Below are 23,207 nucleotides of genomic sequence, written 5' to 3'. Positions count from 1 at the left end.
CAACCACCCGACGCAGCGCGGCTCGACGCGCTCGGATAGGGTCGCTTGCGTACGGCAAGGGGGCCGGAACCGGTGCACCCGCCGTACCCACCGCCTCGGGCGGTCAGGTCCCTCGGACCGCGGCGGGGTGGCCGAGATGAATCGTCAACGGCCGGCTCCAACGGTCGGCGCACACCGCTTCGCCGGCCGAGGGTCTCCACGCCGGCGAACCAAAACGCGAGGAGATGGGACCTGTGACCATCCGGGTTGGCATCAACGGCTTCGGCCGCATCGGCCGTAACTTCTTCCGGGCAGTGCTGGCGTCCGGCGCTGACGTGGAGGTCGTTGCAGTCAACGACCTCACCGACAACGCCACGCTCGCCCACCTTGTCAAGTACGACAGCATCCTGGGCCGCCTGCCGCACGAGGTGAAGGCCACCGCCGACGAGATCACCATCGGTGGCAAGAGCATCAAGGCGTACGCCGAGCGTGACCCGGCCGCCCTGCCGTGGGGTGAGCTGAACGTCGACGTCGTCATCGAGTCCACCGGGTTCTTCACCGACGCCAACAAGGCCAAGGCGCACCTCGACGGTGGGGCCAAGAAGGTCATCATCTCGGCGCCGGCCAAGAACGAGGACGTCACCGTCGTGATGGGGGTCAACGAGGGCTCCTACGACCCGGCCAAGCACAACATCATCTCGAACGCCTCGTGCACCACCAACTGCCTGGCGCCGATGGCCAAGGTGCTGCACGACACCTTCGGCATCGAGGGTGGTCTGATGACCACCATCCACGCGTACACCCAGGACCAGAACCTCCAGGACGCGCCGCACTCCGACCTGCGTCGGGCCCGGGCCGCCGCGCTGAACATCGTGCCGACCTCGACCGGTGCGGCCAAGGCCATCGGCCTGGTGCTGCCGGACCTCAAGGGCAAGCTGGACGGGTACGCCCTGCGGGTGCCGATCCCCACCGGCTCGGCCACCGACCTCACCGTCACGGTCGGTCGGGCGACCACGGTGGACGAGGTCAACGCCGCGATCAAGGCCGCCGCCGAGGGTCCGCTGCGGGGCATCCTCACCTACAACGAGGACCCGATCGTCTCCGCCGACATCGTCACCGACCCGGCGTCGTGCATCTTCGACGCGCCGCTGACCAAGGTCGTCGGCAACCAGGTCAAGGTCGTCGGCTGGTACGACAACGAGTGGGGCTACTCGAACCGCCTCGTCGACCTCGTCAAGCTGGTCGGTCAGTCGCTGTGAGTGCGAGGAGTGAGCTTGCGAGCCCCGCAGTCACGAACGGGAGGCTAGCTCTGTGAGCATCCGTACCCTCGACGATCTGCTCGCCGAGGGGGTGTCGGGTCGGCGCGTGCTGGTGCGCGCCGACCTGAACGTCCCGCTCGACAAGCAGACCGGCGCCATCGCCGACGACGGCCGCATCCGGGCCGTCCTGCCCACCCTGGGTGCGCTCACCGAGGCCGGCGCCAAGGTGATCGTCTGCTCGCACCTGGGCCGGCCGAAGGGCAGCCCGGACCCGCAGTTCAGTCTCAGCCCGGTGGCCGGGCGGCTCGGCGAGCTGCTCGGTGCCCCGGTGCACTTCGCCACCGACACGGTCGGTGAGTCCGCCCAGGCCACCGTCGCGGCACTGGGCGACGGCGAGCTCGCGTTGCTGGAGAACCTCCGCTTCAACAAGGGGGAGACCAGCAAGGACGACGCCGAGCGGGGTGCCTTCGCCGACCAGTTGGCCGCCTTCGGTGACGCCTACGTCGACGACGCCTTCGGCGCGGTGCACCGCAAGCACGCCAGCGTGTACGACGTACCGGCCCGGCTGCCGCACGTCGCCGGTCGCCTGGTGCTGCGGGAGGTGGAGGTGCTCTCCACCCTCACCGGCAACCCGGAACGGCCGTACGTCGTGGTGCTCGGCGGCTCCAAGGTCTCCGACAAGCTCGCGGTGATCGAGGCGCTGCTGCCCACGGTCGACCGGCTGCTCATCGGCGGCGGCATGTGTTTCACCTTCCTCAAGGCGCAGGGCCACGAGATCGGCACCTCGCTGCTCGAGGAGGAGATGATCGAGACCTGCCGCAACCTGCTGGAGCGCTCCGAAGGCAAGATCATGCTCCCGGTCGACGTGGTGGCCGCGGACGCCTTCGCCCCGGACGCCGCGCACGACGTGGTACCGGCCGACGGCATCCCCAGCCACCGGGTCGGCCTGGACATCGGGCCGGAGACGGTGGCCGGCTTCGCCGCCGCGCTGCGGGGCTCCTCGGCCGACGGCACGGCCAACGCCCGGACGATCTTCTGGAACGGCCCGATGGGGGTGTTCGAGATGGCGGCGTTCGCCAACGGCACCCGGGGGGTCGCCGAGGCGATCGCCGAGTCCGACGCCTTCAGTGTCGTCGGTGGCGGTGACTCGGCCGCCGCGGTGCGGGCCCTGGGCCTGGACGAGAAGTCCTTCGGACACATCTCCACCGGCGGCGGCGCCTCCCTGGAGTACCTGGAGGGCAAGACCCTCCCCGGCATCGCGGCCCTGGAGAACTGATGGCGAGCACCCCCCGCCGGCCCCTGATGGCCGGCAACTGGAAGATGAACCTCAACCACCTGGAAGCCAACCTGCTGGTGCAGAAGCTGGCGGCCAGCCTCACCGAGAAGCAGCTCACCGAGGTGGAGACGGTGGTCCTGCCCCCGTTCACCGACCTGCGCACGGTGCAGACCGTCGTCGAGGGCGACAAGCTGCTGATCGGCTACGGGGCACAGGACCTCTCCGCGCACGCCTCGGGCGCCTACACCGGTGAGATCGCCGGGTCGATGCTGGCCAAGCTGGGCTGCACCTACGTGGTGGTCGGGCACTCCGAGCGGCGGGAGTACCACCGCGAGGACGACGCGCTGGTCGGTGCCAAGGTGCAGGCCGCCCTGGCCAACGGGCTCACCCCGATCCTCTGCGTGGGGGAGGGGCTCGACGTCCGGGAGCAGGGCGGGCAGGTCGCGCACTGCGCCGAGCAGCTCGACGGGGCGCTCAAGGGGCTCTCCGCCGAGCAGGTGACCAAGGTCGTGGTGGCCTACGAGCCGGTCTGGGCGATCGGCACCGGCAAGACGGCCACCCCCCAGGACGCCCAGGAGGTGTGCGGCGCGCTGCGTACCCGGCTGGCCGAGACCTTCGACCAGGGCACCGCGGACCAGGTACGGGTCCTCTACGGCGGCTCGGTGAAGTCGTCGAACGTGGCGTCGATCATGGCCCAGCCGGACGTGGACGGCGCCCTGGTTGGCGGTGCCAGCCTCGACGCCGAGGAGTTCGCGAAGATCTGCCGGTTCCCGGAGCACATCACCGGCTGATCGCTCGCTATCCTTGACTCCGCCCGTCCGCCGGTCGGTGCCGCCGTGCCCGAACTGCCCGGGCGAGGATCGTAACGAGAGGACTGACCCCCGCCATGCCGATCTGGTTCGCCTACACGTTGATCGTGTTGCTGGTCATCACGAGCGTACTGCTCGTCCTGCTTATTCTGCTGCACCGCGGCAAGGGTGGTGGGATGTCCAGCATGTTCGGCGGTGGCGTCAGCTCCAGCCTGGCCGGGTCGTCAGTGGCTGAGAAGAACCTCGACCGCTACACCGTGCTGGTGGGCATCGTCTGGTTCGCCTGCATCGTCGGGCTCGGCCTCTGGCTTCGGTTGCAGGTGGGCGTCTGATCAGGCGCCACTAGTCGTACAATCTGCGCGCGGTCCGTCACCCGACGGGCCGCGCGCACGTCGTTTCACCCGCTGCACCGCGTCGCCCGCCGTCCACCCCTCGACGGCGGTTCCCTCCGACGACAGGAGCGAGCGCCGTGTCGAACGGCAATGTCATCCGAGGCGCCCGAGTCGGGTCCGCGCCGCCCCGCCACCCCGAACGCCACCGGCCGGCCCCGTGCCGCTCGGTCAGCTTCTGGTGCCGCAACGGGCACCGCACCGACATCCGCATCGCCGCCGAGGCGCCGACCCCGCATCTGTGGGACTGCCCCCGCTGCGGGCTGCCCGCCGGTCCGGACGCCCAGGACCCACCCGGCCGGGTCACCAGCGAGCCGTACAAGACCCATCTGGCGTACGTGAAGGAGCGGCGTACCGACGCCGAGGGGGAGGCGATCCTCGCCGAGGCCCTCGCCGCCCTGCGGCAGCGGCGCGGCAGGGGCTGATCCTGCCGGCACGGCACGCCGAGGGTGATCATCCCCGTGAATGCCCGAGGTCTTATGCTCACGCATATGGCTATGACCGGTTACCGGGCGGGGTTGATCAGCGGAACGCTCGCCATGGCGTTCGTGGGCAGTTCCGCCGCCGTCAGTCCACTGCTCACGTCATACCCGGTGTTGACCGGTCAGGCGTGGCGCTACGCGGCGGCGGCACTGCTGCTGCTGGGCTACCTGTGGTTGCGCCGGCTGCCATGGGTCCGGGTGGGCCGATCGGACTGGGCACGACTCGCCCTGCTGGCCGCTACCGGCCTGGCGGCGTTCAACGTGTGTCTGCTTCAGGCCGCCCGGTACACCGACCCGCCGGTGCTCGGTGCCATCGTCGGGGCGGCTCCGCTGGTACTCGCCATCACCGGACCGTTGCTGGCGGGTCGCCGGCCGTCGCTGCTCGTGGCGACATCGGCGGTGATCGTGCTGGTCGGAGTCGGTACCGTTCTCGGCGGGGGACAGTTCAGTCTGCCCGGCGTGCTGTGGTCGCTCGGCGCGTTGGCGGGTGAGTGCCTCTTCTCCCTGCTCGCCGTCCCGCTGCTGCCCCGACTCGGGCCGGTCCGGCTCAGCGCGTACACCTGCGCGCTCGCCGGCGTCATGCTCGCCGGGACCGCGCTGCTCATCGAGCGCGGCCGGGTCGCCACCGCGCCCACCGGCACCGAGGCGTTGTCGCTGGCCTTCCTCGCGGTGGTGGTCACCGCACTGGCGTTCGCCCTGTGGTACGCCGCCGTCGGATCGTTGGGAGTGGACCGTGCCGGCCTGTTGACGGGCATCGTCCCGGTGGCCGCCACCCTCATCGCGGTGTGGATCGGCACGGCGACACTGTCGGTGCAGGTCCTGATCGGCGCCATGGTGGTCGGGGCGGGGGTGAGCCTGGGGATGCTGCCCTCTCGGCGCCGACGAGGCGGTGGGCTGGCCGGCCGCGAGGAACAGCGACCGGCCAGCCGCACAGTCAGCGCAGGTTGAGCAGGGCGGCGGAGTGCCGCAGCGCGTCCACCGAATGGTCAGCGGCGATACCGTCCACGACGCAGGCGAGCAACAACACCCGGCGGGTCTCCGGACGCACCGCCTGGTGCACGCCGTCGCGGTGGGCGAACAGCGACAGCACCCGGGCGTCGTCAGCCAGGATCAACCGATCCGGCTCCAACTCCAACTCCTCCTGGGCGCCGATCGGCTTCAGGCGCTCCCCACCTTGGCTTAGGGCCAGCTTGACCGGCCCGGTGAGCCGCTCCGCGTCGAACACGCCGAGCGCGACCATCGTCGCCACCGCGGTCACGTTAACCGCGTCCACCGTGGGATTGATCTTCGGCCAGTTGCCGAGCGGTTTCGTCCGCAGACCACGCTCGATGAGTGCCTGGATCGACGGTGGTTGCCGGTCCGGGTCCACGCCGATCTGGCGGGAGAAGCGTCGATAGGCATCGACCGCGGGGTGTGCGCGGATCTCCGCCTTCGCCACCCCGTGCCACCTGGCGTGCTCTTGCGCCCAGCGTTCCTGCACCTCGCGGTCGATGGCATCGCCACCGCCCACCTCGGCCTCGACGCAGAGCACCCTGACGTCGGGGAAGGCGCTCGCGACCTGCGGGGAAACAGTGACCTCGGCCACGGGCAGGTGCGCTTGAGTAGTCATCGCACAGCCTCCAAGAGTTGCAGCGAATCGCCGACCTGCAAGCTTAGGTCCTCGGCGGTCACGATGCGGTCGGTGTCGATGAGGATGTTGTAGTGGTTGGGCCAGTGACATTCGTCGAAACCGGCGACCGTGCCGATCTGCCGGCCGTTGCAGACCACCACGTCGCCCCGCTGCACCACGGTCGCCGTGGCGAACTCGGCGAATCCGAGAAAGCCAACGGCGTCCACCCGGTCACCTGGCCGGGTCGGCTGGTCCGTGGTCGTCACCAGTTCGTGGATCTCACCCTGTTGGACACATCGTGACAGCCACGGTGACATGGTCATGCCGCGATCGTCGCGGCGGTGGAACAACAGCTTCACGAGCCGCGCCACGGTCGGCCGCTTCGAGGGCGTACGCAGCCGTGGTTCCTTGCGCCGGGCGACCGCGTACGCCTGCTCGACGAGAGCGACGATGTCCGGACCCGCATCGGTGTAGGCGTCACCGAGGGACACCGCGTGCCGGAAATCAGCCATGATCGCGGCGTACTCGTGGTCGAGTGAGGTTTTGAACCCGGGGAATCCGGCCAGCATGTCGGCCGAGCGGACGGAGCCGTCCTTGCCGTACACGGTGATGTCCTTGACCTCTCCCGACGGCAGGGCCCAGTCCAGTTCGACCGTGATCAGCACCCCGTGCTCGGAGCGCAACTGGAGTTCGGCGCAGAACTCCACGCCGCGACGGACATCCCCGATCGTGGCGTCGACCAGTTCCAGATCGCCGACGATCGTCCGCACCGCGTCCAGCGCGTTCGGGCCGTTGTCGATGACGCAGCCACCGCCGCCCAGATCCTGATCGAGATACCACGCCTCCGAACCGGTGTGCTCCTCGATGCGCTCGGAGTAACGACACACCAGGCGCTCGATGGTCGTCGGATCACCCACACCGTCGCGCAACTCGGCCACGTTGCGGTTGTACCGCCGATGGAAGGCGGTGAACAGCGTCCGGCCGGACTCGCGCGCCAACGCCACGAGCTCGCGCGCGTCCGCCAGGTGCACCGTCATCGGCTTCTCGCAGCACACGTGCACACCGGCCCGGAGCGCGTCGGCGGCCACCTCGGCGTGCACCGCGTTCGGCAGGGTGAGCACGACCGCGTCGACCAGGCCCGAGGCGAGGAGTTCGCGGTGGTCGGTGTAGGTCGCGATGCCGCGCGGGTCATCGGTGAAATCCGCGAGTTTCGTCTCGTTGCGGTCACAGACGGCGGTCAGGGTGAGCTGTTCGTCGTCCTCGACGGCCCGGAGGAAGTACGGGGCGATCACGCCGAGCCCGATGACGCCGATCCTCATGCCGGCCCAGCCTCAGCCAGCGCAGCCGGGACGGCCACGTCGAGTTCGGCACCGAGCCGTACCAACTGGACGGCGACGTGGTCCGGCAGCCGGATCCCCTCGGTGTGCGACAACGCGGCCCGCTCAGCCTCCGGGGCGCCCGGGTAGGTCACCCGCTGGCCCGGTGCGGCGGGTGACGACGACACCGTGTCCAGCAGTGCGCGGGTCTCGGTCGGGAAGGTGTCGGCGACGCCGAACGCGACGGGATCGATCACGAGGGCCACCTGGCCGATGTTCACGTCCTCGGCCGGCTCGGTCTCGGTCAGCGCCTGCGGCCGGGGCCCGTACGCCGCTCCGGCCAGCGGGCCGCACAGCAGGTCGACCAGCAACGCGAGGCCGTATCCCTTGGCGCCACCGGTCTGCGCCGTGCCGCCCAGCCAGGCCACGTCGGCGTGCCCGTCGAAGTAGGCGTTGGGGTCGGTCGTCGGCGCCCCGTCGGGGGATACCAGCCAGCCCTCGGGAACCGGCCGTCCTTCACGCTGGGCCGCCCGGATCTTGCCGGTGGCCACGGCGGTGGCGCTCATGTCCAGGACGAACGGTGCACCGTGGGACACCGGCACCGCCGCGCTCAGCGGGTTGGTACCGAGCAGCCGCTTGACGCCGCCCAGCGGTGGGACGACACCCTGTGCGCCACAGTTGGACATCACGATTCCGATCAGGCCGTCGGCGGCGACCCGGCTGGCGTAGTAGCCGGCGCTGCCGAAGTGGCTGCTGTTGCGTACCGTCACCATGCCGAGGCCGAGTTCCCGCGCCTTGGCCATGGCCAGGTCGACGGCGGCCACCATCGTGACGGCCCCCAGGCCGTTGTCGCCGTCGATGACGGCCGTCGTCCGGGTCTCGACCACGACCTTTGGTTGCGCGTCCGGCCGGATGCTTCCGGCGCGCAGGCGCGGGGCGTAGATCCCGGCCAGCGCGTTGGTGCCGTGGGTGGTGAATCCGTGTATGTCGGCGTAGCAGATGACTTCGGTCGCCGTCGTCGCCGCCGGCTCGTCGAGTCCGCAGCGCAGCAACACCTTCCGTACGAAGGCGGTGAGCTGGGTGTGCTCGACCGTCACACTGTTGGCCATGTCTCTCCCGTTACTGTCGGTACGTGGCGCCGAAACGCACCACGAGGTCGCGGATCTGTCTCGCGTAGGTCGCCAGGTCGTCGACGCGTACCCACTCGGCCGCGGTGTGCGCGCCGTTCTCGTCGAGCCGGCCCGGTCCGCACACCGCGACGTACCGGTCGGGTCCGCCGGCCCAGATGGCGTCACAGGTGAAGGCGCTGCCGTCGGCCAGGCCGTCGTGTCGGGCAAATCCCGCCTCGGCGAGCAGGTCTTCCATCTCCGGGTCACGGTTGTCGAGCACCGGCAGCCCACGCTTGAGCCAGTCCAGGCGCACCACCCGATCCCAGTCGTCGACCAGTCGTGCGGTGAACGGGTTGCCGAGGTGCGCCTTGGCGAAGACGTCACGGGCCTCGTCGAACGCCCGCTGTACCTCGTGGACCAACGCCTCCCCGCCGACCTCGTCCCGATAGGCGATGTTGAGCAGCAACTCACCCTCGCCGTACACCCGGTTGTGTGCGGTCCCGGTGTGCAGGCCGGCGACGCAGAGCTTGGCGCCGAGGGCGGCCGCTCGGGGGCCGACGGCGCGGACCAGATGATCCGCGAGGAAGCCCAGCGCCACGGTGGCGTTGTGCGCGTCGCCGGGATGGTCGTCCGTGCTGCCCTCGCCGACCACCCGGAGTCGCGGGGTCATCGCCGCAGTACAGGCATCGAGCACCCGGCCGCCGGTGGGTTCGGCGAACAGCATCAGCCGACCCGTGTAGCCCTGCCGCACCAGCCATCGGGTGCCGAAGACGCCCATCGCGCCGCCTTCCTCACCGGGCACGCTGGTCAGCACGACCTCGATGCACTGGGCCAGCCAGGGATGGGCCGCGAACGCGGCGGCGACGCCCACCGCGGCGGCCACCCCGGGGCCCTTGTCGTCGACGGCGCCCCGGCCGTGCAGGATGTCGCCGTCGAGGCGCGGCTCGATGTGCGGGCCGACGGTGTCGACGTGAAAGTTGATGACCAGTCGTCGTTCCGCCGGCGCTGGCTCTCCCATGGCCACCACAAGGCAGGGTTGGGCGTCGAGGAAGGTGTCCGGGTCGGCTTCCAACGCCCGCCGTACCGGCATCGGGATGTCCTCGGACGTCATGCTCTCTACCGGCGGGCTGTCGTAATGGCGAACCTGGAAGCCGCGCTCACGCGCACCCGCGAGGAACACCTCCTGCGCCTGTCGGGTGGCGGCGAGGCGTCCACCCTCCAATGGCGACACGGAGTCCACCGCCATGAACTCCGTCAACCAGCCCAGGTCGGCCTCGGTCCAGCAGGCAGTCACGGCTGTGCCGCCGCTTCGATGATCGTGCGGAAGCGTGTCGCGTAGGCCCGGTAGCTGGCCTCCAACTGCCCCGCCTCACCCGAGACCTGAAGGTGCGGAATGTGCGCCACGTGTGGCTCCAGGCTGTACCAACCCCGGTAGCCGGCAGCCTCCAGCCGACGGATGCAGGCGGTCAGGTCCAGTTCGCCGGAGCCGGGCAGGGTGAACCGGGCCTGCCCGTCCGGGTCGCGATGACCGTTCTTGACGTGTACGTGTTCGACCCAGGGCAGCACCTGCGCGAGGAACTCCTCAGCCTGGTAGCCGTACGCCAGGCCGTTGCCCACATCGAAGATCAGCTTGAGGTGCGGGCTGTCGACGTGTTCGAGCATGCGCAGCGTGTTGGCGGCGGAGGAACCCGCCCACCCCTGGCAGTTCTCGTGCAGCAGGACGACACCGAGTTGGCGCGCCTCGCCGGTCAGCAGCCGCATCCGCCGCAGCGACTCGGCAGCCCACGCCTCGTCCGGCCGGCCGTCGTTGGGATACGACATCACCCGCAGCCACCGGCAGTCCAGGGCGTGTGCGACTGCCGCGGTGCGGCTCAGGATCGACAGTTCGGTGTCGAGATCGGTGGCGACGGTGGTGGACCAGTTGCCGATCGGAGTGTCCAGCACCGGTACCCGCAGACCGCTGGCCGCTATCCGCCCGCGCAGGTCGTCCACCTCGCCGACGGTGAGTTCGTGCAGACCCCGACCGTCGATGGTGCGCAACTCCACCCCTGACATGCCCAGGTCGCGGTGCACGTCGAGTTGTCCGACGAGGTCCGGTGCGGCCTCGTCCCCGATCCCGCAGACCCGGCTGGCCCAGACCCCCACCGCCGTCATGCTCCCTGCCGGTAGAAGCGGGCGATCTCCTCGACGACCCGCTCGACGGTGCCGTCGGGCAGTTCCGGATGCAGTGGCAGCGCCAGGCACTCGCGGGACAGCCGCTCGGCGACCGGGAAATCGCCCGGCCCGTGGCCGAGGTGGCGGAACGCAGGTTGCAGGTGCAGCGGCCGCGGATAGTAGACCTTCGTCTCGATACCTCGCCCGGCCAGATAGGAGCGCAGGTCGTCGCGCTGCGGTGCGCGTACGACGTAGGTGTAGACCGCCTGCTCGGCGTAGTCGCCGGGCGGGGTCAGCACCTCAGGTGCCGCCTCGCGCAGCAGTTCGCCGTACTGCCGGGCCAGCCGGCGGCGGTCGGCCAGGAACTGGTCGAGGTGCGGCAGTCGGCGCAGCAGGAACAGCGCGGTGACCTCGTCCATCCGGCAGTTGAAACCGACCAGGTGGTGCAGGAATCGCACCTTCAGATCCTGGCCGTGGTTGCGCAGCATCCGGCAGGTGGTGGCCAACTCCGGATCGTCGGTGACGATCATGCCGGCATCCGCGATTCCGCCCAGCGGTTTGCCGGGGAAGAAGGAGAACACCCCGGCATCGCCGTAGCGGCCGGCGGGCCGGCCCGCGACCGAGCCACCCAGTGCGACGGCGCTGTCCTCGATCAGGCGCATCGAGTGACGGTCGGCCAGCGTCCGCAGCGCCGGCATGTCGGGGCTGCTCGCGAAGAGGTACGCCGGCAGGATCGCGCGGCTCGCGTCGGTGCGGACGGCCTCGACGGTTGACACGGTCAGCATCGCCGTGTCGTAGTCGACGTCGGCGAAGACCGGACGCGCACCGCGCAGGGCCACAGTGCTCGCCGAGGAGATGAACGAGAAGGCGGGCGTCACCACGTCGTCGCCGGGGCCGATGCCCATGGCCGCGAGGATCACCGTCAACGCGCCGGTGCCGTTGGCGACGGCGATGGCCTCGGCGGCGCCGATTCGCTGCGCCACCGCTGCTTCGAGAGCTGCCACCCGGGACTTGAGAATGAACTCGTCCGACTCGCCGACCTCCCGAACCGCTTCCAGGACGTCGTCGGCCCACCCGGCGTACCGGGTGGCGTAGTCGAAGTACGGGACTGCCATGGTCACGGTTGCTCCCGGTAGAACTCGTGGATCAGGTCGCAGACCCGGTCGACGTGCTCGTCGGTCAGGTCGGGATACATCGGCAGTCCGACCGCACGCCGGCTGGCCGCCTTCGCGACCGGTACGGGCTGATCCACCCCGGCACGGGTAGTCAGGCAGGGCTGCTCGGTGAGCGGCCGGGGGTAGTACACCTCGGTGCCCACACCGTGCGCGGTCAGGTAGGCGACCAACTCGTCACGCCGTTCGCACTCGATCAGATACACGTAGTAGACGAGGTTGCTCTGCTTGCGGGCGGGAGCGAGCCAGGGCGTACGAACCAGCGGCGTGAGGTCGGCCAGCCGCTGGTCGTACCGCGCCGCCACCTCGGCCCGGCGGGCGATCTCCGCGTCCAGCGTCTCCAGCCGCCACAGCAGGAAAGCGGACTGCACCTCGTCGCAGCGGCTGTTGTAGCCGAGTTCGAGGTACTCGTAGGACCCGTCGCTGAGCTGACCGTGGCAGCGCAGTCGGCGCGCCGTCTCGGCGAGTTCCTCGTCATCGGTGAGCAGCATGCCCGCATCGCCCAGGGCGCCGAGGGTCTTGGTGGGGAAGAACGAGAGCACGCCGGCCCGGCCCCAACAGCCGGCGTGCCGGCCGTCGATGTGCATGCCGATGCCTTCGGCGCTGTCCTCCAGCAGTTGCAGGCCGTACTCGTCGGCCAGCTCGCCCAACGCCACCATGTCCGCCATCTGGGTGAACAGGTGCACCGGCATGATGGCCCGGGTCCGGTCCGTGACGGCGGCGCGGACCCGTTCGGGGTCCAACGCGTAGGAACCGGGCTGGATGTCGACCAGGACCGGCTTGGCGCCGACGTGCAGCACCGAGGACGCGCTGGCGAAGAACGTGTACGCGGGAACGATCACCTCGTCGCCGGGCCCGATCCCCGCCGCCCGCAGCATGATGATCAAGGCGTCCGTACCGTTGCCCACCGCCACCGCGTGCCGGGCGCCGGTACGCTCGGCGATCGCCCGTTCCAGTTCGCCGCCCACCGGTCCGAAGGTGAACTGTCCCGTGGCGGTGACCGTACGCAGCCGGGCAGCGAGCCCAGCCCAGTCCCGCCGGATCGATGCCGCGCCGCTGAAGAACGGCACTGCGGTCGCGGACGCCGTCGCCGGAGCACTCATCGGCACGCCTCCTTCAGCTCACTGATCAGGGCCGTCGTCGCCGCGATCCGCTGCTGCCGGGTGTCGGCCTCAGCGATCCGCTTGAGCAGGGCGCTGCCGACGATGACGCCGTCGACCTTGCCCCGGAGGGCGGCGACGTGTTCCGGTCGCGAAATGCCGAAGCCCACCGCGACGGGCGTGGTCGCCACGGCGCGGACGCGGGCGAGGTAGGCGTCGATACCGTCGGCGAGCCGGTCCCGGACCCCGGTCACCCCGTTGTCGGCGAGGCAGTACAGGAAGCCGCGGGACCGTTGCGCCGTGCGGCGCAGCCGCTCGGGACTGCTGCCCGGAGCGGCGAAGAAGACCTGGCCCAGGTCGTGCCGTTCCGCCTCCACCAGCCAGTCCGTGCTCTCGGCGGCGGGCAGGTCCGGGACGATGAAACCGTCGGCACCGGCCGATGCGGCGTCGGCGAAGAGTTTCGGCAACCCGTACCGGAGGAAGGGGTTGCAGTAACCCATCAGCATGATCGGCACATCGTTGCCGGTGGCCCGCACCTTGGCGACGAGGTCGAGCGTCGCCGCCACCGTCACGCCGGCGCGCAGGGCCTGCTGGGTGGTGGCCTGGATGACCGGACCGTCGCCGAGCGGGTCGGAGAACGGCGTACCCAGCTCGATGATGTCCGCTCCGGCCGCGCAGGCTGCGTCGACAAGATCGACGGTCTCGTCGAGGCTCGGGTAGCCGGCGGTCAGGTAGGCCACCAGCGCGGTCTCCCGATGGCTGTCCGCGAACGCCTGCTCAAGTCGCTTCACTGATCTGCTCCATCCCGCTCGCGTAGCGCCGCCAGCGCGCTGACCAGGTCCTTGTCGCCGCGTCCCGAGAGGTTCACCAGGATGTTGCTGCCTGGCGCCAGTTCCTCGGCCAGTTCGAGCCCGCCCGCCACCGCGTGTGCGGACTCGAGGGCGGGGATGATCCCCTCGGCGCGGCTGAGCAGCGCGAAGGCGGCGAGCGCCTGGTCGTCGCTGGCGGTCCGGTACTCGACCCGGCCGGTGTCCTTGAAGTAGCTGTGCTCCGGTCCGACGCCGGGGTAGTCCAGTCCCGGTGCCACGCTGTGGGTCAGCAGGATCTGTCCGTCGTCGTCCTGAAGGAGGTAGGTGCGGGTACCTTGCAGGACACCGGGCTCACCGTAGAGCAGTGGCGCGGCGTGCCGGCCGTCCGGCCCCAGCCCTTCACCGGCAGCCTGTACGCCGATCAGGCGTACCGGGTCGTCGAGGAACGCGCTGAACATCCCGACCGAGTTGCTGCCGCCGCCGACGCAGGCCACCACCGCGTCGGGCAGACCGCCGACGGTGTCCTGGAACTGCTGCCGTGCCTCCCGACCGATGACGGACTGGAAGCCGCGCACGATCGTGGGGAAGGGATGCGGCCCGACCACCGACCCGAGCAGGTAGTGGGTGGAGTCGGGGTGGGCGATCCAGTCGCGGATCGCCTCGTTGATGGCGTCCTTGAGCGTCGCCGTGCCGTTGTCGACCAGGCGGACTTCGGCCCCGAGCAACTCCATCCGCTGCACGTTCGGCGCCTGCCGTTCGGCGTCGACACGTCCCATGTAGATGGTCGCGTCGAGCTGAAGGTGAGCGCAGGCCGCCGCGACGGCGACGCCATGCTGTCCCGCACCGGTCTCGGCGATGATGCGTTGCTTGCCGATGCGTCGGGCCAGTAGGGCCTGCCCGACCGCGTTGTTGATCTTGTGTGCGCCGGTGTGGGTCAGGTCCTCCCGCTTGAGCCAGAGCGTGCAGCCGTTGGCCTCGACCCCCAACCTGCGAAGCCTGGTCAGCGGGGTGGGGCGCCCGACGAACCTGGTCAACAGGTCGTCCAGTTCGCCGAGGAACTCTTCACTGGCCTGGGCCTTCTGGTACGCCGCCTCCAGCTCCTCGAGCGGAGCCACCAGCGTCTCCGCGACGAACTGGCCGCCGTACCCGCCGAACCACCCGCTCATCGCACTGCCTGCGCAATCGGGGCACCGCGCAGCGAACGGAGCTTGTCCGCCGGGTCGTCGCTGGTCAGCAGGCTCTCGCCGATCAAGGCGGCGTGGAAGCCCTGCGCGCCGATACGGGCGAGGTCGGCGGCGGTGTTCAACCCGCTCTCGCTCACCGTGAGCACGGCCGGCGGGATCAGCCGGCGCAGCCGCATCGAGTTGTCCAGGTCGACCTCGAAGGTGCGCAGGTCACGGTTGTTCACGCCGATGATCCGGGCGCCGGCCCGGAGGGCCCGATCCACCTCCTCCTCGGTGAACGTCTCGACCAGCGCGTCGAGCCCGAGATCGCCGGCGGCCGCGAGGAGATCGGTGAGCAGGGCGTCGTCGACCGCCCGGACGATGACCAGCACCGCGTCCGCACCGCAGTCGTACGCGAGCTGCACCTGCCGTACGTCGACCAGGAAGTCCTTGAACAGCACCGGGACGGTGACCTCGGCGTCGTCGGCGATCTGCGCGACCAGGTCAGGCGAGCCGCCGAAGTAGGGGGTGTCGGCGAGAACCGACACCGCGGCAGCGCCCGCTGCGGCGTACGTGCGTGCCAGCGGCACCGCCTCGGCGAGTGGCAGCAGGTCTCCCTTGGACGGCGACTTCGGTTTGACCTCGGCGATGATGCCCACGTCGGTGCCGTTCAGGGCGGCGGCGAAGGCGCCCGGACGGGCGGGTGTGGCACGGCCGCCCGCCTTGGACACCGGCGTTCGCGCACCTGACCAGGCTGACCGCTTCGCCGCGACTATGTCGTCGAGATGCATGCGGAACTCCTTGCTCGGTAGTGGTGACCGCGTCATCGCGAGTCGCGTTCGGTGGCGGCCGTCGGCTCACGGCGGAGAGCCGCGAGCAGGGCGGCGGCCCGCCCGGTGGTGATCGCCTGCCGGGACAGTTCCAGCCCGTCGGTGAGGTCCTCGGTGAGGCCGGCGAGACGCAGCGCTGCGGCCGCGTTGAGCAGGCACGTGTCGGTGACGGGTCGCGGCGCGGTGCCGGCGAGGATGCCCTTGACGATCTCGGCGTTGTGCCGGGCGTCGCCGCCGCGCAGGTCGTCCAGTCCTGCCGGCGCGACCGGCAGGTCGCGGGGGTCGATGCGGAAGGTCTCCGTCCGGCCGTCCGCGACCGCGATGACGGTGTTGGGCTCGGCCGTGGACAGCTCGTCCAGGCCGGAGGCGCTGCGGACGACCCAGGTGGGCGTGCTGCCCAACTCGGCCGCGGCCTCCGCGAGGACTTCCTGCTCGCGTGCGTCGGCCGCGCCGAGGAGGCGGGCGGTCAGCGGCACCGGGTTCGCCAGCGGTCCAGACAGATTGAAGATCGTACGGAAACCGAGTTGCCGACGAAGCGGCGTCAACGCCCGCATGGCCGGGTGCACGGCGGGAGTGAAGAGGAAGGCGAAACGGTGCAGGCGCAGCGCCTCGACGATGTCGGGGGAGGGGTCCACCGGCACCCCGACCGCCTCCAGCAGGTCGGCGCTGCCGCATCGACTGGTCGCGGCCCGGTTGCCGGCCTTGGCGACCGTGGCGCCCGCGGCCGTGGCGATCAGGGCGGCGACCGTGGAGATGTTTATCGAATTACTGCCGTCCCCGCCGGTTCCCACGATGTCTACTGCGGGACCCGTCCAGGCCACGGGGGGCGCGACGGCGAGGACGATCCGGACAGTCGCCGCGACCTCGGTCGCGGACGGGCCCTTGGCGGCCAGTGCGGTGAGCAGGGCCGCCGTGTCGGCGGGATCGGCACCGTGCAAGACGGCGGCCAGGGCCTGCGTGGCCTCGGCCGCGTCGAGGTCCCGGCCCGCGACGGCCGCCCGGGTGGCCGATCGGATGAACGACCCGCCGACCTGCTCCAGGGATCGGGATGCCGGCATCACAGGATTTCGACGTTTTCGGCCGATGCCAGCACGTTGCGGGTGTCCAGCACCAGCGGTGCCGCGCTCCAGTGCGGGTCTGCCGCGATGCGATTGTGTGGGGTCACCAGCACGACGCAGTCCTGCGCCGAGAGTTCCTTCGGCGTCCAGGACGCCACGGGCACGGCCTGGCCGTCGAGGACCATCGACGGCACCAGCGGGTCGTAGTAGCTGACCATCGCGCCGCGGCGCCGCAGCCCACGGATGATGTCCAGGGCCGGTGCGTTGCGCAGGTCGGCGACGCCCTCCTTGTAGCTGACGCCGACGATCAGCACCCGGGCTTGCTGGATCGTTCGCCCCCGGGCCACGAGCAGTTCCCCGATCCGGTCGATGACCTGGCTGGGACGCTCGGCGATCCGTCGGTGTGCGGCCTGGACCAGGCTCAGGTCCGTGCCCGCCAGTTTCGCCAACGGCTGGAGGAAGAGCGGGTCGACCGGAATGCACTCGCCACCGACTCCGGGACCCGGATAGTGCGCGAGGAAGCCGTACGGCTTGGTCGCCGCCGCGTCGATGACCTCCCGGACCGGAATCCGCAGTTGACGGCACAGGTCGGACAGTTCGAGGGTCAGGGCGATGTTGACCAGCCGGAAGGTGTTCTCGAAGACCTTCGCCAGCTCGGCGACCTCCGGACTGGAGACCGGGTGGACCCGCTCGCAGACCTGCTCGAACAGCATCGTCGCCCGGCGGGTGCACTCGGCGGTGAAGCCGCCGACCAGTTTGGGCGTGTTGTTCATTCGCCAGCCGTCGGCGTTCGCCGGATTGATCCGTTCCGGCGCCATCGCCAGGTAGAGGTCGACACCGATGCGGATGCCGCCTTCGCTGGCGAGCCGACGAGCCGCGGCGGACGTGGTGCCCGGCGGGATGGTTGACTGGAGCACCAGCAACGTTCCCGGCCGCAGGTGCGGGACCACTGCGGCAAGGGCCTCGTCGACATGCGAGAGGTCGGCGACGCCGTCGCTGGTCGGTGTCGGGACACAGACGACCACGGCGTCCACCACGGCCATCGTGTCCGGCGAGGTGCCCACCGACAGCCGTGGATGCAGTTCTTCCAGCTCCAGGTCCGAGACGTCGGGCAGGTAGGACTCGCCGCGGACGATTGCGTTGATCTTTTCGGCGTCCGTATCGAGGCCGACCACCGAGAAGCCCGCTGCGGCGAACCCGGTAGCCAGCGGCAAGCCGGTGTAACCGAGCCCGACGATGCCGACCACCGCCTTCCGGCTGGCGATGCGTCGGTCGAAGTCGGACACCGCGATATCGGCGCCGACCGGCGGGTCGGGAACCCTGGTTTCGGTGGGTGAGCTGACCATGCTAACCATTCGTACAGCTCCAAGCGGTGGGCGTGAATGCTCGGCCACTGAGTGCCGGCCAGATTCAATCAGCCGGCCGGTAGCAGGGCCCAGACCACTGAAGCAGGACGTCGGCAGACCAGGGTCGGCGTACACCTCGAATCGTCGGCGGTGAGCTGGGCGTCGTCCGCGTAATGGTCAATCTTTTCTCGGCCGGAATGGTTTTCCTTCCTGCCAACTGGGCAGCGATTGACGCTGACCGATAGAAAGTGACCCCTTTTCGTTGATGCTCATACCGCCAAACCGACCACCAAAGCGTAGAAAGTGGGCATTGGTGGTCGGAGGCCAATGGCTCACTGGGTGCACGGGGTCCGACGACGTTCGCTGCGAGTTGTGGTCATCCCCGGCGGTTTCGGCCAAATAACGCGCTATGGGTAGCCCGGCCCGCGGAGGAATCCTCGGCACCGGACAGGTCGTCTCTGCTGTTCGTTAGTGCCGGTCCGGCGTCGACTGAGGGGCGACGTTAGAATCCACGCCGGCGTGCCGTTATGGGTGGGGCCGCGTTCATCGGATCCGATCATTGGCGATCGACCTGAAGTTTCCGCACGGGCATCCGATGAGCGGACGCCTGGGGCGACGCTGTCATGCGGAGGGGGAAAATCCGGAATGCCGTGGCACCTGACAATTAGCGTTCGCAGGGACGTCGATCAGCCGCTTAGCCGGCAGATCCAGAGCGCCATCAAGGAGAAGATTCGAAGTGGTGCTCTCCTGCCCGGTGTGCCCCTGCCGTCAAGCCGTCTGCTGGCTCGTGACATCGGGGTGTCGCGCAGTGTGGTGGTCGAGGCGTACGAGCAGATGAGCGCCGAGGGATATCTGGAATCCGTTCAGGGATCGGGCACCCGCGTCGCGGCCCGCCCCGTCGCCACCGTGGATCGGGGTTCCATCCTCGACCGGCCGCCCGCACCGGCGGTACGTTGGGACCTGCGTGTCGGCGCGACGGACGTGACGAACTTCCCCATGCAGGAATGGCTGTCGTGCTACCAGCGGGCGACGCAGAGCCTGGGTCACGACGGCTTGAGCTACCCGCCGATATCCGGCATCGCGGCGCTGCGCACGGAACTGGCGAGCTACCTCGGCAGGGTGCGGGGCGTGCGGGTGGAACCTGCCCACACCATGGTCACGTTGGGCTTCGCCCACGGCCTCGGTCTGATCTGTCGGACCCTGCCGACGATGGGCATCGACCGGCTCGGCGTCGAGAATCCCGGTAGCGGCAAGCAGTTCCAGTTCATCCGCGACACCGGTATGTGCGCGGTGCCCCTACCGGTGGATGCCGACGGCGTGGACATCGATGCCCTGGCCCGTAGTGGTGTCCGTGCTGTCCTGGTCACCGCAGCGCACCAGTTCCCCACCGGGGGCACGATGTCGCTCGAACGCCGGCAGGCGCTGCTCAAGTGGGCGAGTGACGTCAACGGGATCATCATCGAGGACGACTACGACACCGAGTTCTGGTTCGACCAGCGTGAACGGCCCCCGGCGATCCAGGGCAGCGATCCGGGACGGGTCGTCTACGGCGGAAGCCTGAGCAAGGTGCTCGCTCCCGGGCTGCGGATCGGTTGGCTCGCCCTGCCGGACTGGCTGTTCCGTGCGGTCGAACGCGCGCGGGCCAACTCGGACCAGGGCTCTGACAGCATCACTCAACTGGCCGTGTCGGAGTTCCTGCGCGCGGGTCTGCTCGACCGGCACCTGCGCCGGCTGCGTCCGAGGTACCGGTCCAGGCTGGAGACCGTGGCCCAGGCGGTACGGCGACACCTGCCCGGTGCGAGCATCAGGGGGTCGTCGGCCGGCCGTCATGTCTACATCGAACTGCCCTACCACGTCGACGAGGCGGCCGTCGTCGAAGGAGCCCTGCGCCGGTCGGTCCTGCTGCGCGGCGGCGCGCACTTTCGTCTTGCCGAGACCCCGGGTGTCGCCGCCCGCCCTGCGCTGGTCATCGGCTACTCGGCGGTACGGCCCAGCGACATCAACGAGGCGATCGCCCGGGTCGGTGAGGCATATGCCCAGCACGCGCGCCGGCAACCTACTCGGACTGGGGCGAGTCTGACCCGTTCGATCGGGCAGCCGCTACGAATTCCGCGATCAGCAGCGGTTCCTTGATTCCGCGGCGCACCTCCACACCGCTGGAGACGTCGACGCCCCACGGAGACAGTGTCGTGACCGCGGCGGCGACGTTGCCGGGGTTGAGGCCACCGGCCAGTATCCAACGCCCGGTCACCGGTGCTGTCTTCAGGGAGGACCAGTTCCACTGATTGCCGGAACCCGGCTGGGGTGAGTCGATGATGAGCATGTCCTCGCCGTACGAGCCCGGTTGGAGGTCGGAACCGCTCGCCAACGATGTGGCCCGGATCAGGGTGACCCCGAGGTCGCGCAGTGCCTCGTAGTGACTGCGAGGTTCGTCGCCGTGCAGTTGCACCGCGCGAAGACCGGCCGTGTTCACGCAGTCGCGGATGACGTCGACCGGCTCACCGCGGAACACCCCGACGGTCAGCACCTCTGGCGGCACCTCGGCTGCCAGGCGACCGGCCTCCGCCGGGGTGACTCGACGAACGCTCTCCGTCAGCATGAAGCCCACCGCGTCCACCCCGACTTGCACGGCGGCGGCGACATCGGTCGGGGTCCGCAGGCCGCAGACTTTGATGAACAAGCCTCCTCCTTCGTCGTCTGATTCTCCATCGTCCGGCGGGCCCGGTTGAATCGGTTACCCCGGATCGCCCGAACGCTTGAGCTCGGTGGGTGTCGCGGTCTCAGTACCGTCTGGTGCCTCGGCGATCCGCCCGGCCGGGGTGAACGCGAACACCACCGCCCCGACGAGCAGGCCGATGCCGGCGATCAACAGAGCGCCTCGGGCGTTCAGGACGTTTGCCAGGACACCGGCGAGCAGGCCACCGATCGGGATGACCGCCCACGCGACGAAACGGTAGGTGCCACTGACCCGCCCAAGGAGGCGGTTGGGGATGATCGCCTGGCGCAGTGCCACCGAGTGGATGTTGAAGATCGTGATGCCCACCCCGCTGATCACGTATCCCGCGCCGAGCAGAAGCTGTTGCGTCATCGGCGGGCCGGCGGCCAGTGGCAACACCAGCAGGCCGAGTGCCGAGGTCAGCACGCCCATGACCATGGCCGGGCCGATCCCGAGGCGACGCGCCAGCCACCCGGCGATCAGCGAACCGCCGAAGGCGCCGACACTGGCCGAGGCGATGATGAACCCGAGCAGCGCCGGCGTCAGCTCCAGGTCCTTGAGGCCGTACAGGGGAAACAGCACGAGAACGACATCGTGGAACAGGTTGAACCACGCGGCCTGGAGGAGGACGGAGCGGAGAATGCGATGACCGAGGGTTGCCCGCAACCCCTCGCCGATCTCACTCCACACGCCCTTGAATCCTCGGGAGCTGACCGGACGACGTGGTTCAGGGGTCTTGATGGCCAGCAGCGACGCGGCTGAGACCAGATACGTCAGGCAGTCGACGATGATGGCGCCGGGAGCGGTGAACACCTGGATGAGCACACCGCTGAAACCCTTGCCGCCGGTCTCGGCGATGGACCGGGTGGACTGGAGTTTCGAGTTGGCCTCGACGAGCTGGGAGCGGGACACGAGCACCGGCACGTACGCCTGGTATGCGACATCGAACTGCGAGGTCAGGACCCCGACGAGGAAGGCCACGACGTAGAGCGCCGACATGGACAACTGATCGGTCAGCGCGAGTATCGGCACCACCGCCAGGATCAACGCCCGGCCGATGTTCGCACCGATGAGCAGCCCTCGACGCCGGTAGCGGTCGGCCAGCACCCCGGCGAACAACGTGACCAGGGTGAAGGGCAGGTATTCGGCGAAGTTGAGCAGGCCCAGGCTGGTCGGGCCGGCGTCCAGGAGCAGAATGGCGGTCAGCGGCAGCGCCAGCTCGGTCACTCGGGAACCGAGCATCGCGATGGTCTGCGCTCCCCAGAGCCGAAGGAAATCCGGATGGCGCCACAACGATGCCGCCACCTCCGGCGGCCGGTCGGCCGCCGGGGGGTCGGACAGCAGCGAATCGCTGCCGGGGTCCCGGCTCACCCGTGCGCTCCGGTGCCGTCGCGTTCTGCCTCCGCCGGGGACCAGGAGAGCTCGTACAACTCGATGGCCCGGGAGATCGCCTGCTTCACCCGAGTGGCGTCGGGCGCACGGAACCGGAACGTGCCGGCCGTGTGGCGGGCACCGCCCGTGCCGTTGAGGATCGCGCCAGGCGGCGGCAGCGTCTCGTCGTACAGGTCGTCCACCCGGCCCCGCAGGGAGCTGACCGCGTGGACGACCGCCGGGCGTACCGGTGGCTCCGGCATCATCAGGTAGCCGGCCACGGTGCCGAGGTCCATCGGGGGCAGCTCCAACTCGGCGCCGATCTGCAACCTGACCGAGGCATCGATCAGGTCGACGCCGTACACGTCACGCCAGACGAACCGCACCTGGCCGCCGCCCGCACGAGCGCCGATCTCCAGGAAGACCAGGTCGCCGTGTTCGTCGTCGCCGGCCGGTGCGGTGGTGCGGAAGAACTCCAGGTGGAACACCTCGTCGGTGAGGTCCAACGCGGCCAGCACCCGTTCGGTGTAGGAGACCACCCGCCGCTCGAACTCGGCATCGTCGTTGGCGACCGAGCCGAACGGCGTACCCTGGGCGAAGTCGAGGCATCCGGTCAGGCACTGCCAGCTGCGGACGACCCGCAGCCGCCCGCCCTGGACCACTCCGTCGACCTGGTAGAGCCCGCCCTCGACGAACTGCTCGCCTTCGTAGTCGATGAACGACTCGTCGGCCAGCAGCCTGTCCAGTTCGGCTTCCGTGTGGCAGACGAAGACGCCCTGGCTGTCGGCGCCCGCCCGAGGCTTGAGCACGATCGGCAGGCCCACCCGCCGGACGAGGTCGCGTACCTGCTCGGCCGAGTTCGCCGGGCCGTACGCCGGCACCCGCAGCCCGGCCTGCTCGATGTGCCGCTTCATGACCAGCTTGTCGCGGACCTTTCGCACCTGGGCGGAGTTCCTGCCCGGCACATCGAGCGCCGCCCGCAACGTCGCCGCGGTCTCCAGGTCGAACTCGGACAGCGCGATGATGTGGTCGAAGCGCCCGTACCGGGTGGACAAGTCCTTGGCATGGGTGGTGACCGCCGCGGTGTCGCCGAGATCCGGGACCGTGACGATCGCCTCGGCGAGCTGCTCGTCCAACGGCTCCCGGCCGGCCGGCGTGGTCAGATACGCCACCCGATTGCTTCGGTGGTCGACGTACCGGTGATACTCGCCGAACTCGTTACTCCACCGGTTGAGGATGAGAATGTGACTGGCCACGGTC

22 protein-coding genes are annotated in these 23,207 nt (G+C 69.7%); 7 read left to right on the top strand and 15 right to left on the bottom strand.

The window, feature by feature from the left end; translation table 11 throughout:
• The first annotated feature begins 233 nt into the window (after positions 1–233).
• The 6 genes from gap (at position 234) to ACLQ2T_RS25655 (ending at position 5,142) form a co-directional block, all read left to right on the top strand.
• Positions 234–1,238 (top strand): type I glyceraldehyde-3-phosphate dehydrogenase, encoded by a 1,005-nt coding sequence (gene gap, locus ACLQ2T_RS25680; protein WP_425768924.1) that lies wholly within the window; start codon positions 234–236, stop codon positions 1,236–1,238.
• A gap of 52 nt (positions 1,239–1,290) precedes the next feature.
• On the top strand, positions 1,291–2,514 hold the full coding sequence (locus ACLQ2T_RS25675; RefSeq protein WP_425768923.1) for a phosphoglycerate kinase: 1,224 nt from the start codon (positions 1,291–1,293) through the stop codon (positions 2,512–2,514).
• Complete coding sequence (tpiA, locus tag ACLQ2T_RS25670) at positions 2,514–3,305, top strand: triose-phosphate isomerase (protein ID WP_425768922.1); 792 nt, start codon at positions 2,514–2,516, stop codon at positions 3,303–3,305. The genes ACLQ2T_RS25675 and tpiA overlap by 1 nt, the downstream gene beginning before the upstream one ends.
• Positions 3,306–3,400: 95 nt before the next feature.
• Positions 3,401–3,655 (top strand): preprotein translocase subunit SecG, encoded by a 255-nt coding sequence (gene secG, locus ACLQ2T_RS25665; protein ID WP_327024981.1) that lies wholly within the window; start codon positions 3,401–3,403, stop codon positions 3,653–3,655.
• Positions 3,656–3,792: 137 nt separating this feature from the next.
• A complete protein-coding gene (locus tag ACLQ2T_RS25660; protein ID WP_425768921.1) occupies positions 3,793–4,137 on the top strand; it encodes an RNA polymerase-binding protein RbpA in 345 nt (114 codons plus the stop codon).
• A 66-nt stretch (positions 4,138–4,203) separates the two neighbouring features.
• A complete protein-coding gene (locus ACLQ2T_RS25655) occupies positions 4,204–5,142 on the top strand; it encodes a DMT family transporter (RefSeq protein ID WP_425768920.1) in 939 nt (312 codons plus the stop codon).
• Here the strand turns inward: ACLQ2T_RS25655 and ACLQ2T_RS25650 are convergent.
• The 12 genes from ACLQ2T_RS25650 to ACLQ2T_RS25595 are packed head-to-tail and all read right to left on the bottom strand — an operon-like array spanning position 5,129 to position 17,860.
• Positions 5,129–5,803, bottom strand: a complete 675-nt coding sequence (locus ACLQ2T_RS25650; RefSeq protein WP_425768919.1) for a B3/B4 domain-containing protein — start codon at positions 5,801–5,803, stop codon at positions 5,129–5,131. The two genes, ACLQ2T_RS25655 and ACLQ2T_RS25650, sit on opposite strands and share 14 nt — an antisense overlap.
• On the bottom strand, positions 5,800–7,122 hold the full coding sequence (locus ACLQ2T_RS25645) for a Gfo/Idh/MocA family protein (protein ID WP_425768918.1): 1,323 nt from the start codon (positions 7,120–7,122) through the stop codon (positions 5,800–5,802). The genes ACLQ2T_RS25650 and ACLQ2T_RS25645 overlap by 4 nt, the downstream gene beginning before the upstream one ends.
• Entirely contained in the window at positions 7,119–8,228 is a 1,110-nt protein-coding gene (locus ACLQ2T_RS25640; RefSeq protein WP_425768917.1) for an Ldh family oxidoreductase, read from the bottom strand. The genes ACLQ2T_RS25645 and ACLQ2T_RS25640 overlap by 4 nt, the downstream gene beginning before the upstream one ends.
• Positions 8,229–8,238: 10 nt before the next feature.
• Positions 8,239–9,522: a M20/M25/M40 family metallo-hydrolase gene (locus tag ACLQ2T_RS25635; protein WP_425768916.1), complete on the bottom strand. Its 1,284-nt coding sequence runs from the start codon at positions 9,520–9,522 to the stop codon at positions 8,239–8,241.
• Positions 9,519–10,382: a sugar phosphate isomerase/epimerase family protein gene (locus ACLQ2T_RS25630; RefSeq protein ID WP_425768915.1), complete on the bottom strand. Its 864-nt coding sequence runs from the start codon at positions 10,380–10,382 to the stop codon at positions 9,519–9,521. Before ACLQ2T_RS25630 ends, ACLQ2T_RS25635 begins: the two co-directional genes overlap by 4 nt.
• Positions 10,379–11,497: a DegT/DnrJ/EryC1/StrS family aminotransferase gene (locus ACLQ2T_RS25625; RefSeq protein ID WP_425768954.1), complete on the bottom strand. Its 1,119-nt coding sequence runs from the start codon at positions 11,495–11,497 to the stop codon at positions 10,379–10,381. Before ACLQ2T_RS25625 ends, ACLQ2T_RS25630 begins: the two co-directional genes overlap by 4 nt.
• A 2-nt stretch (positions 11,498–11,499) precedes the next feature.
• Positions 11,500–12,657, bottom strand: coding sequence for a DegT/DnrJ/EryC1/StrS family aminotransferase (locus tag ACLQ2T_RS25620; RefSeq protein WP_425768914.1), 1,158 nt, complete (start codon positions 12,655–12,657; stop codon positions 11,500–11,502).
• Positions 12,654–13,445: a tryptophan synthase subunit alpha gene (gene trpA / locus ACLQ2T_RS25615; RefSeq protein WP_425768913.1), complete on the bottom strand. Its 792-nt coding sequence runs from the start codon at positions 13,443–13,445 to the stop codon at positions 12,654–12,656. The genes ACLQ2T_RS25620 and trpA overlap by 4 nt, the downstream gene beginning before the upstream one ends.
• Complete coding sequence (gene trpB, locus ACLQ2T_RS25610; RefSeq protein WP_425768912.1) at positions 13,442–14,629, bottom strand: tryptophan synthase subunit beta; 1,188 nt, start codon at positions 14,627–14,629, stop codon at positions 13,442–13,444. The genes trpA and trpB overlap by 4 nt, the downstream gene beginning before the upstream one ends.
• A complete protein-coding gene (locus tag ACLQ2T_RS25605; RefSeq protein WP_425768911.1) occupies positions 14,626–15,417 on the bottom strand; it encodes an indole-3-glycerol phosphate synthase TrpC in 792 nt (263 codons plus the stop codon). The genes trpB and ACLQ2T_RS25605 overlap by 4 nt, the downstream gene beginning before the upstream one ends.
• Positions 15,418–15,449: 32 nt before the next feature.
• On the bottom strand, positions 15,450–16,514 hold the full coding sequence (gene trpD / locus ACLQ2T_RS25600) for an anthranilate phosphoribosyltransferase (RefSeq protein ID WP_425768910.1): 1,065 nt from the start codon (positions 16,512–16,514) through the stop codon (positions 15,450–15,452).
• A complete protein-coding gene (locus ACLQ2T_RS25595) occupies positions 16,514–17,860 on the bottom strand; it encodes a nucleotide sugar dehydrogenase (protein WP_425768909.1) in 1,347 nt (448 codons plus the stop codon). The genes trpD and ACLQ2T_RS25595 overlap by 1 nt, the downstream gene beginning before the upstream one ends.
• Before the next feature lie 519 nt (positions 17,861–18,379).
• On the opposite strand from ACLQ2T_RS25595, the gene ACLQ2T_RS25590 reads away from it, so the two are divergent.
• Positions 18,380–19,993, top strand: coding sequence for a PLP-dependent aminotransferase family protein (locus tag ACLQ2T_RS25590; protein ID WP_425768908.1), 1,614 nt, complete (start codon positions 18,380–18,382; stop codon positions 19,991–19,993).
• Here ACLQ2T_RS25590 and ACLQ2T_RS25585 read toward each other — a convergent pair.
• The 3 genes from ACLQ2T_RS25585 to ACLQ2T_RS25575 are packed head-to-tail and all read right to left on the bottom strand — an operon-like array spanning position 19,917 to position 23,203.
• Positions 19,917–20,540, bottom strand: coding sequence for a phosphoribosylanthranilate isomerase (locus tag ACLQ2T_RS25585; protein WP_425768907.1), 624 nt, complete (start codon positions 20,538–20,540; stop codon positions 19,917–19,919). The genes ACLQ2T_RS25590 and ACLQ2T_RS25585 overlap by 77 nt on opposite strands.
• Positions 20,541–20,594: 54 nt before the next feature.
• Positions 20,595–21,947, bottom strand: coding sequence for an MFS transporter (locus tag ACLQ2T_RS25580; protein WP_425768906.1), 1,353 nt, complete (start codon positions 21,945–21,947; stop codon positions 20,595–20,597).
• The gene (locus ACLQ2T_RS25575; RefSeq protein ID WP_425768905.1) at positions 21,944–23,203 is read right to left on the bottom strand and encodes an ATP-grasp domain-containing protein; all 1,260 of its coding nucleotides are present in this window, start codon (positions 23,201–23,203) and stop codon (positions 21,944–21,946) included. The genes ACLQ2T_RS25580 and ACLQ2T_RS25575 overlap by 4 nt, the downstream gene beginning before the upstream one ends.
• Positions 23,204–23,207: the final 4 nt, after the last annotated feature.

The organism is Micromonospora sp. DT229, from assembly GCF_049844505.1.
Taxonomy (GTDB): domain Bacteria; phylum Actinomycetota; class Actinomycetes; order Mycobacteriales; family Micromonosporaceae; genus Micromonospora.
The sequence above is the reverse complement of the archived record's forward strand: the minus strand, read 5'-3'. Positions and strand labels throughout refer to the sequence as shown.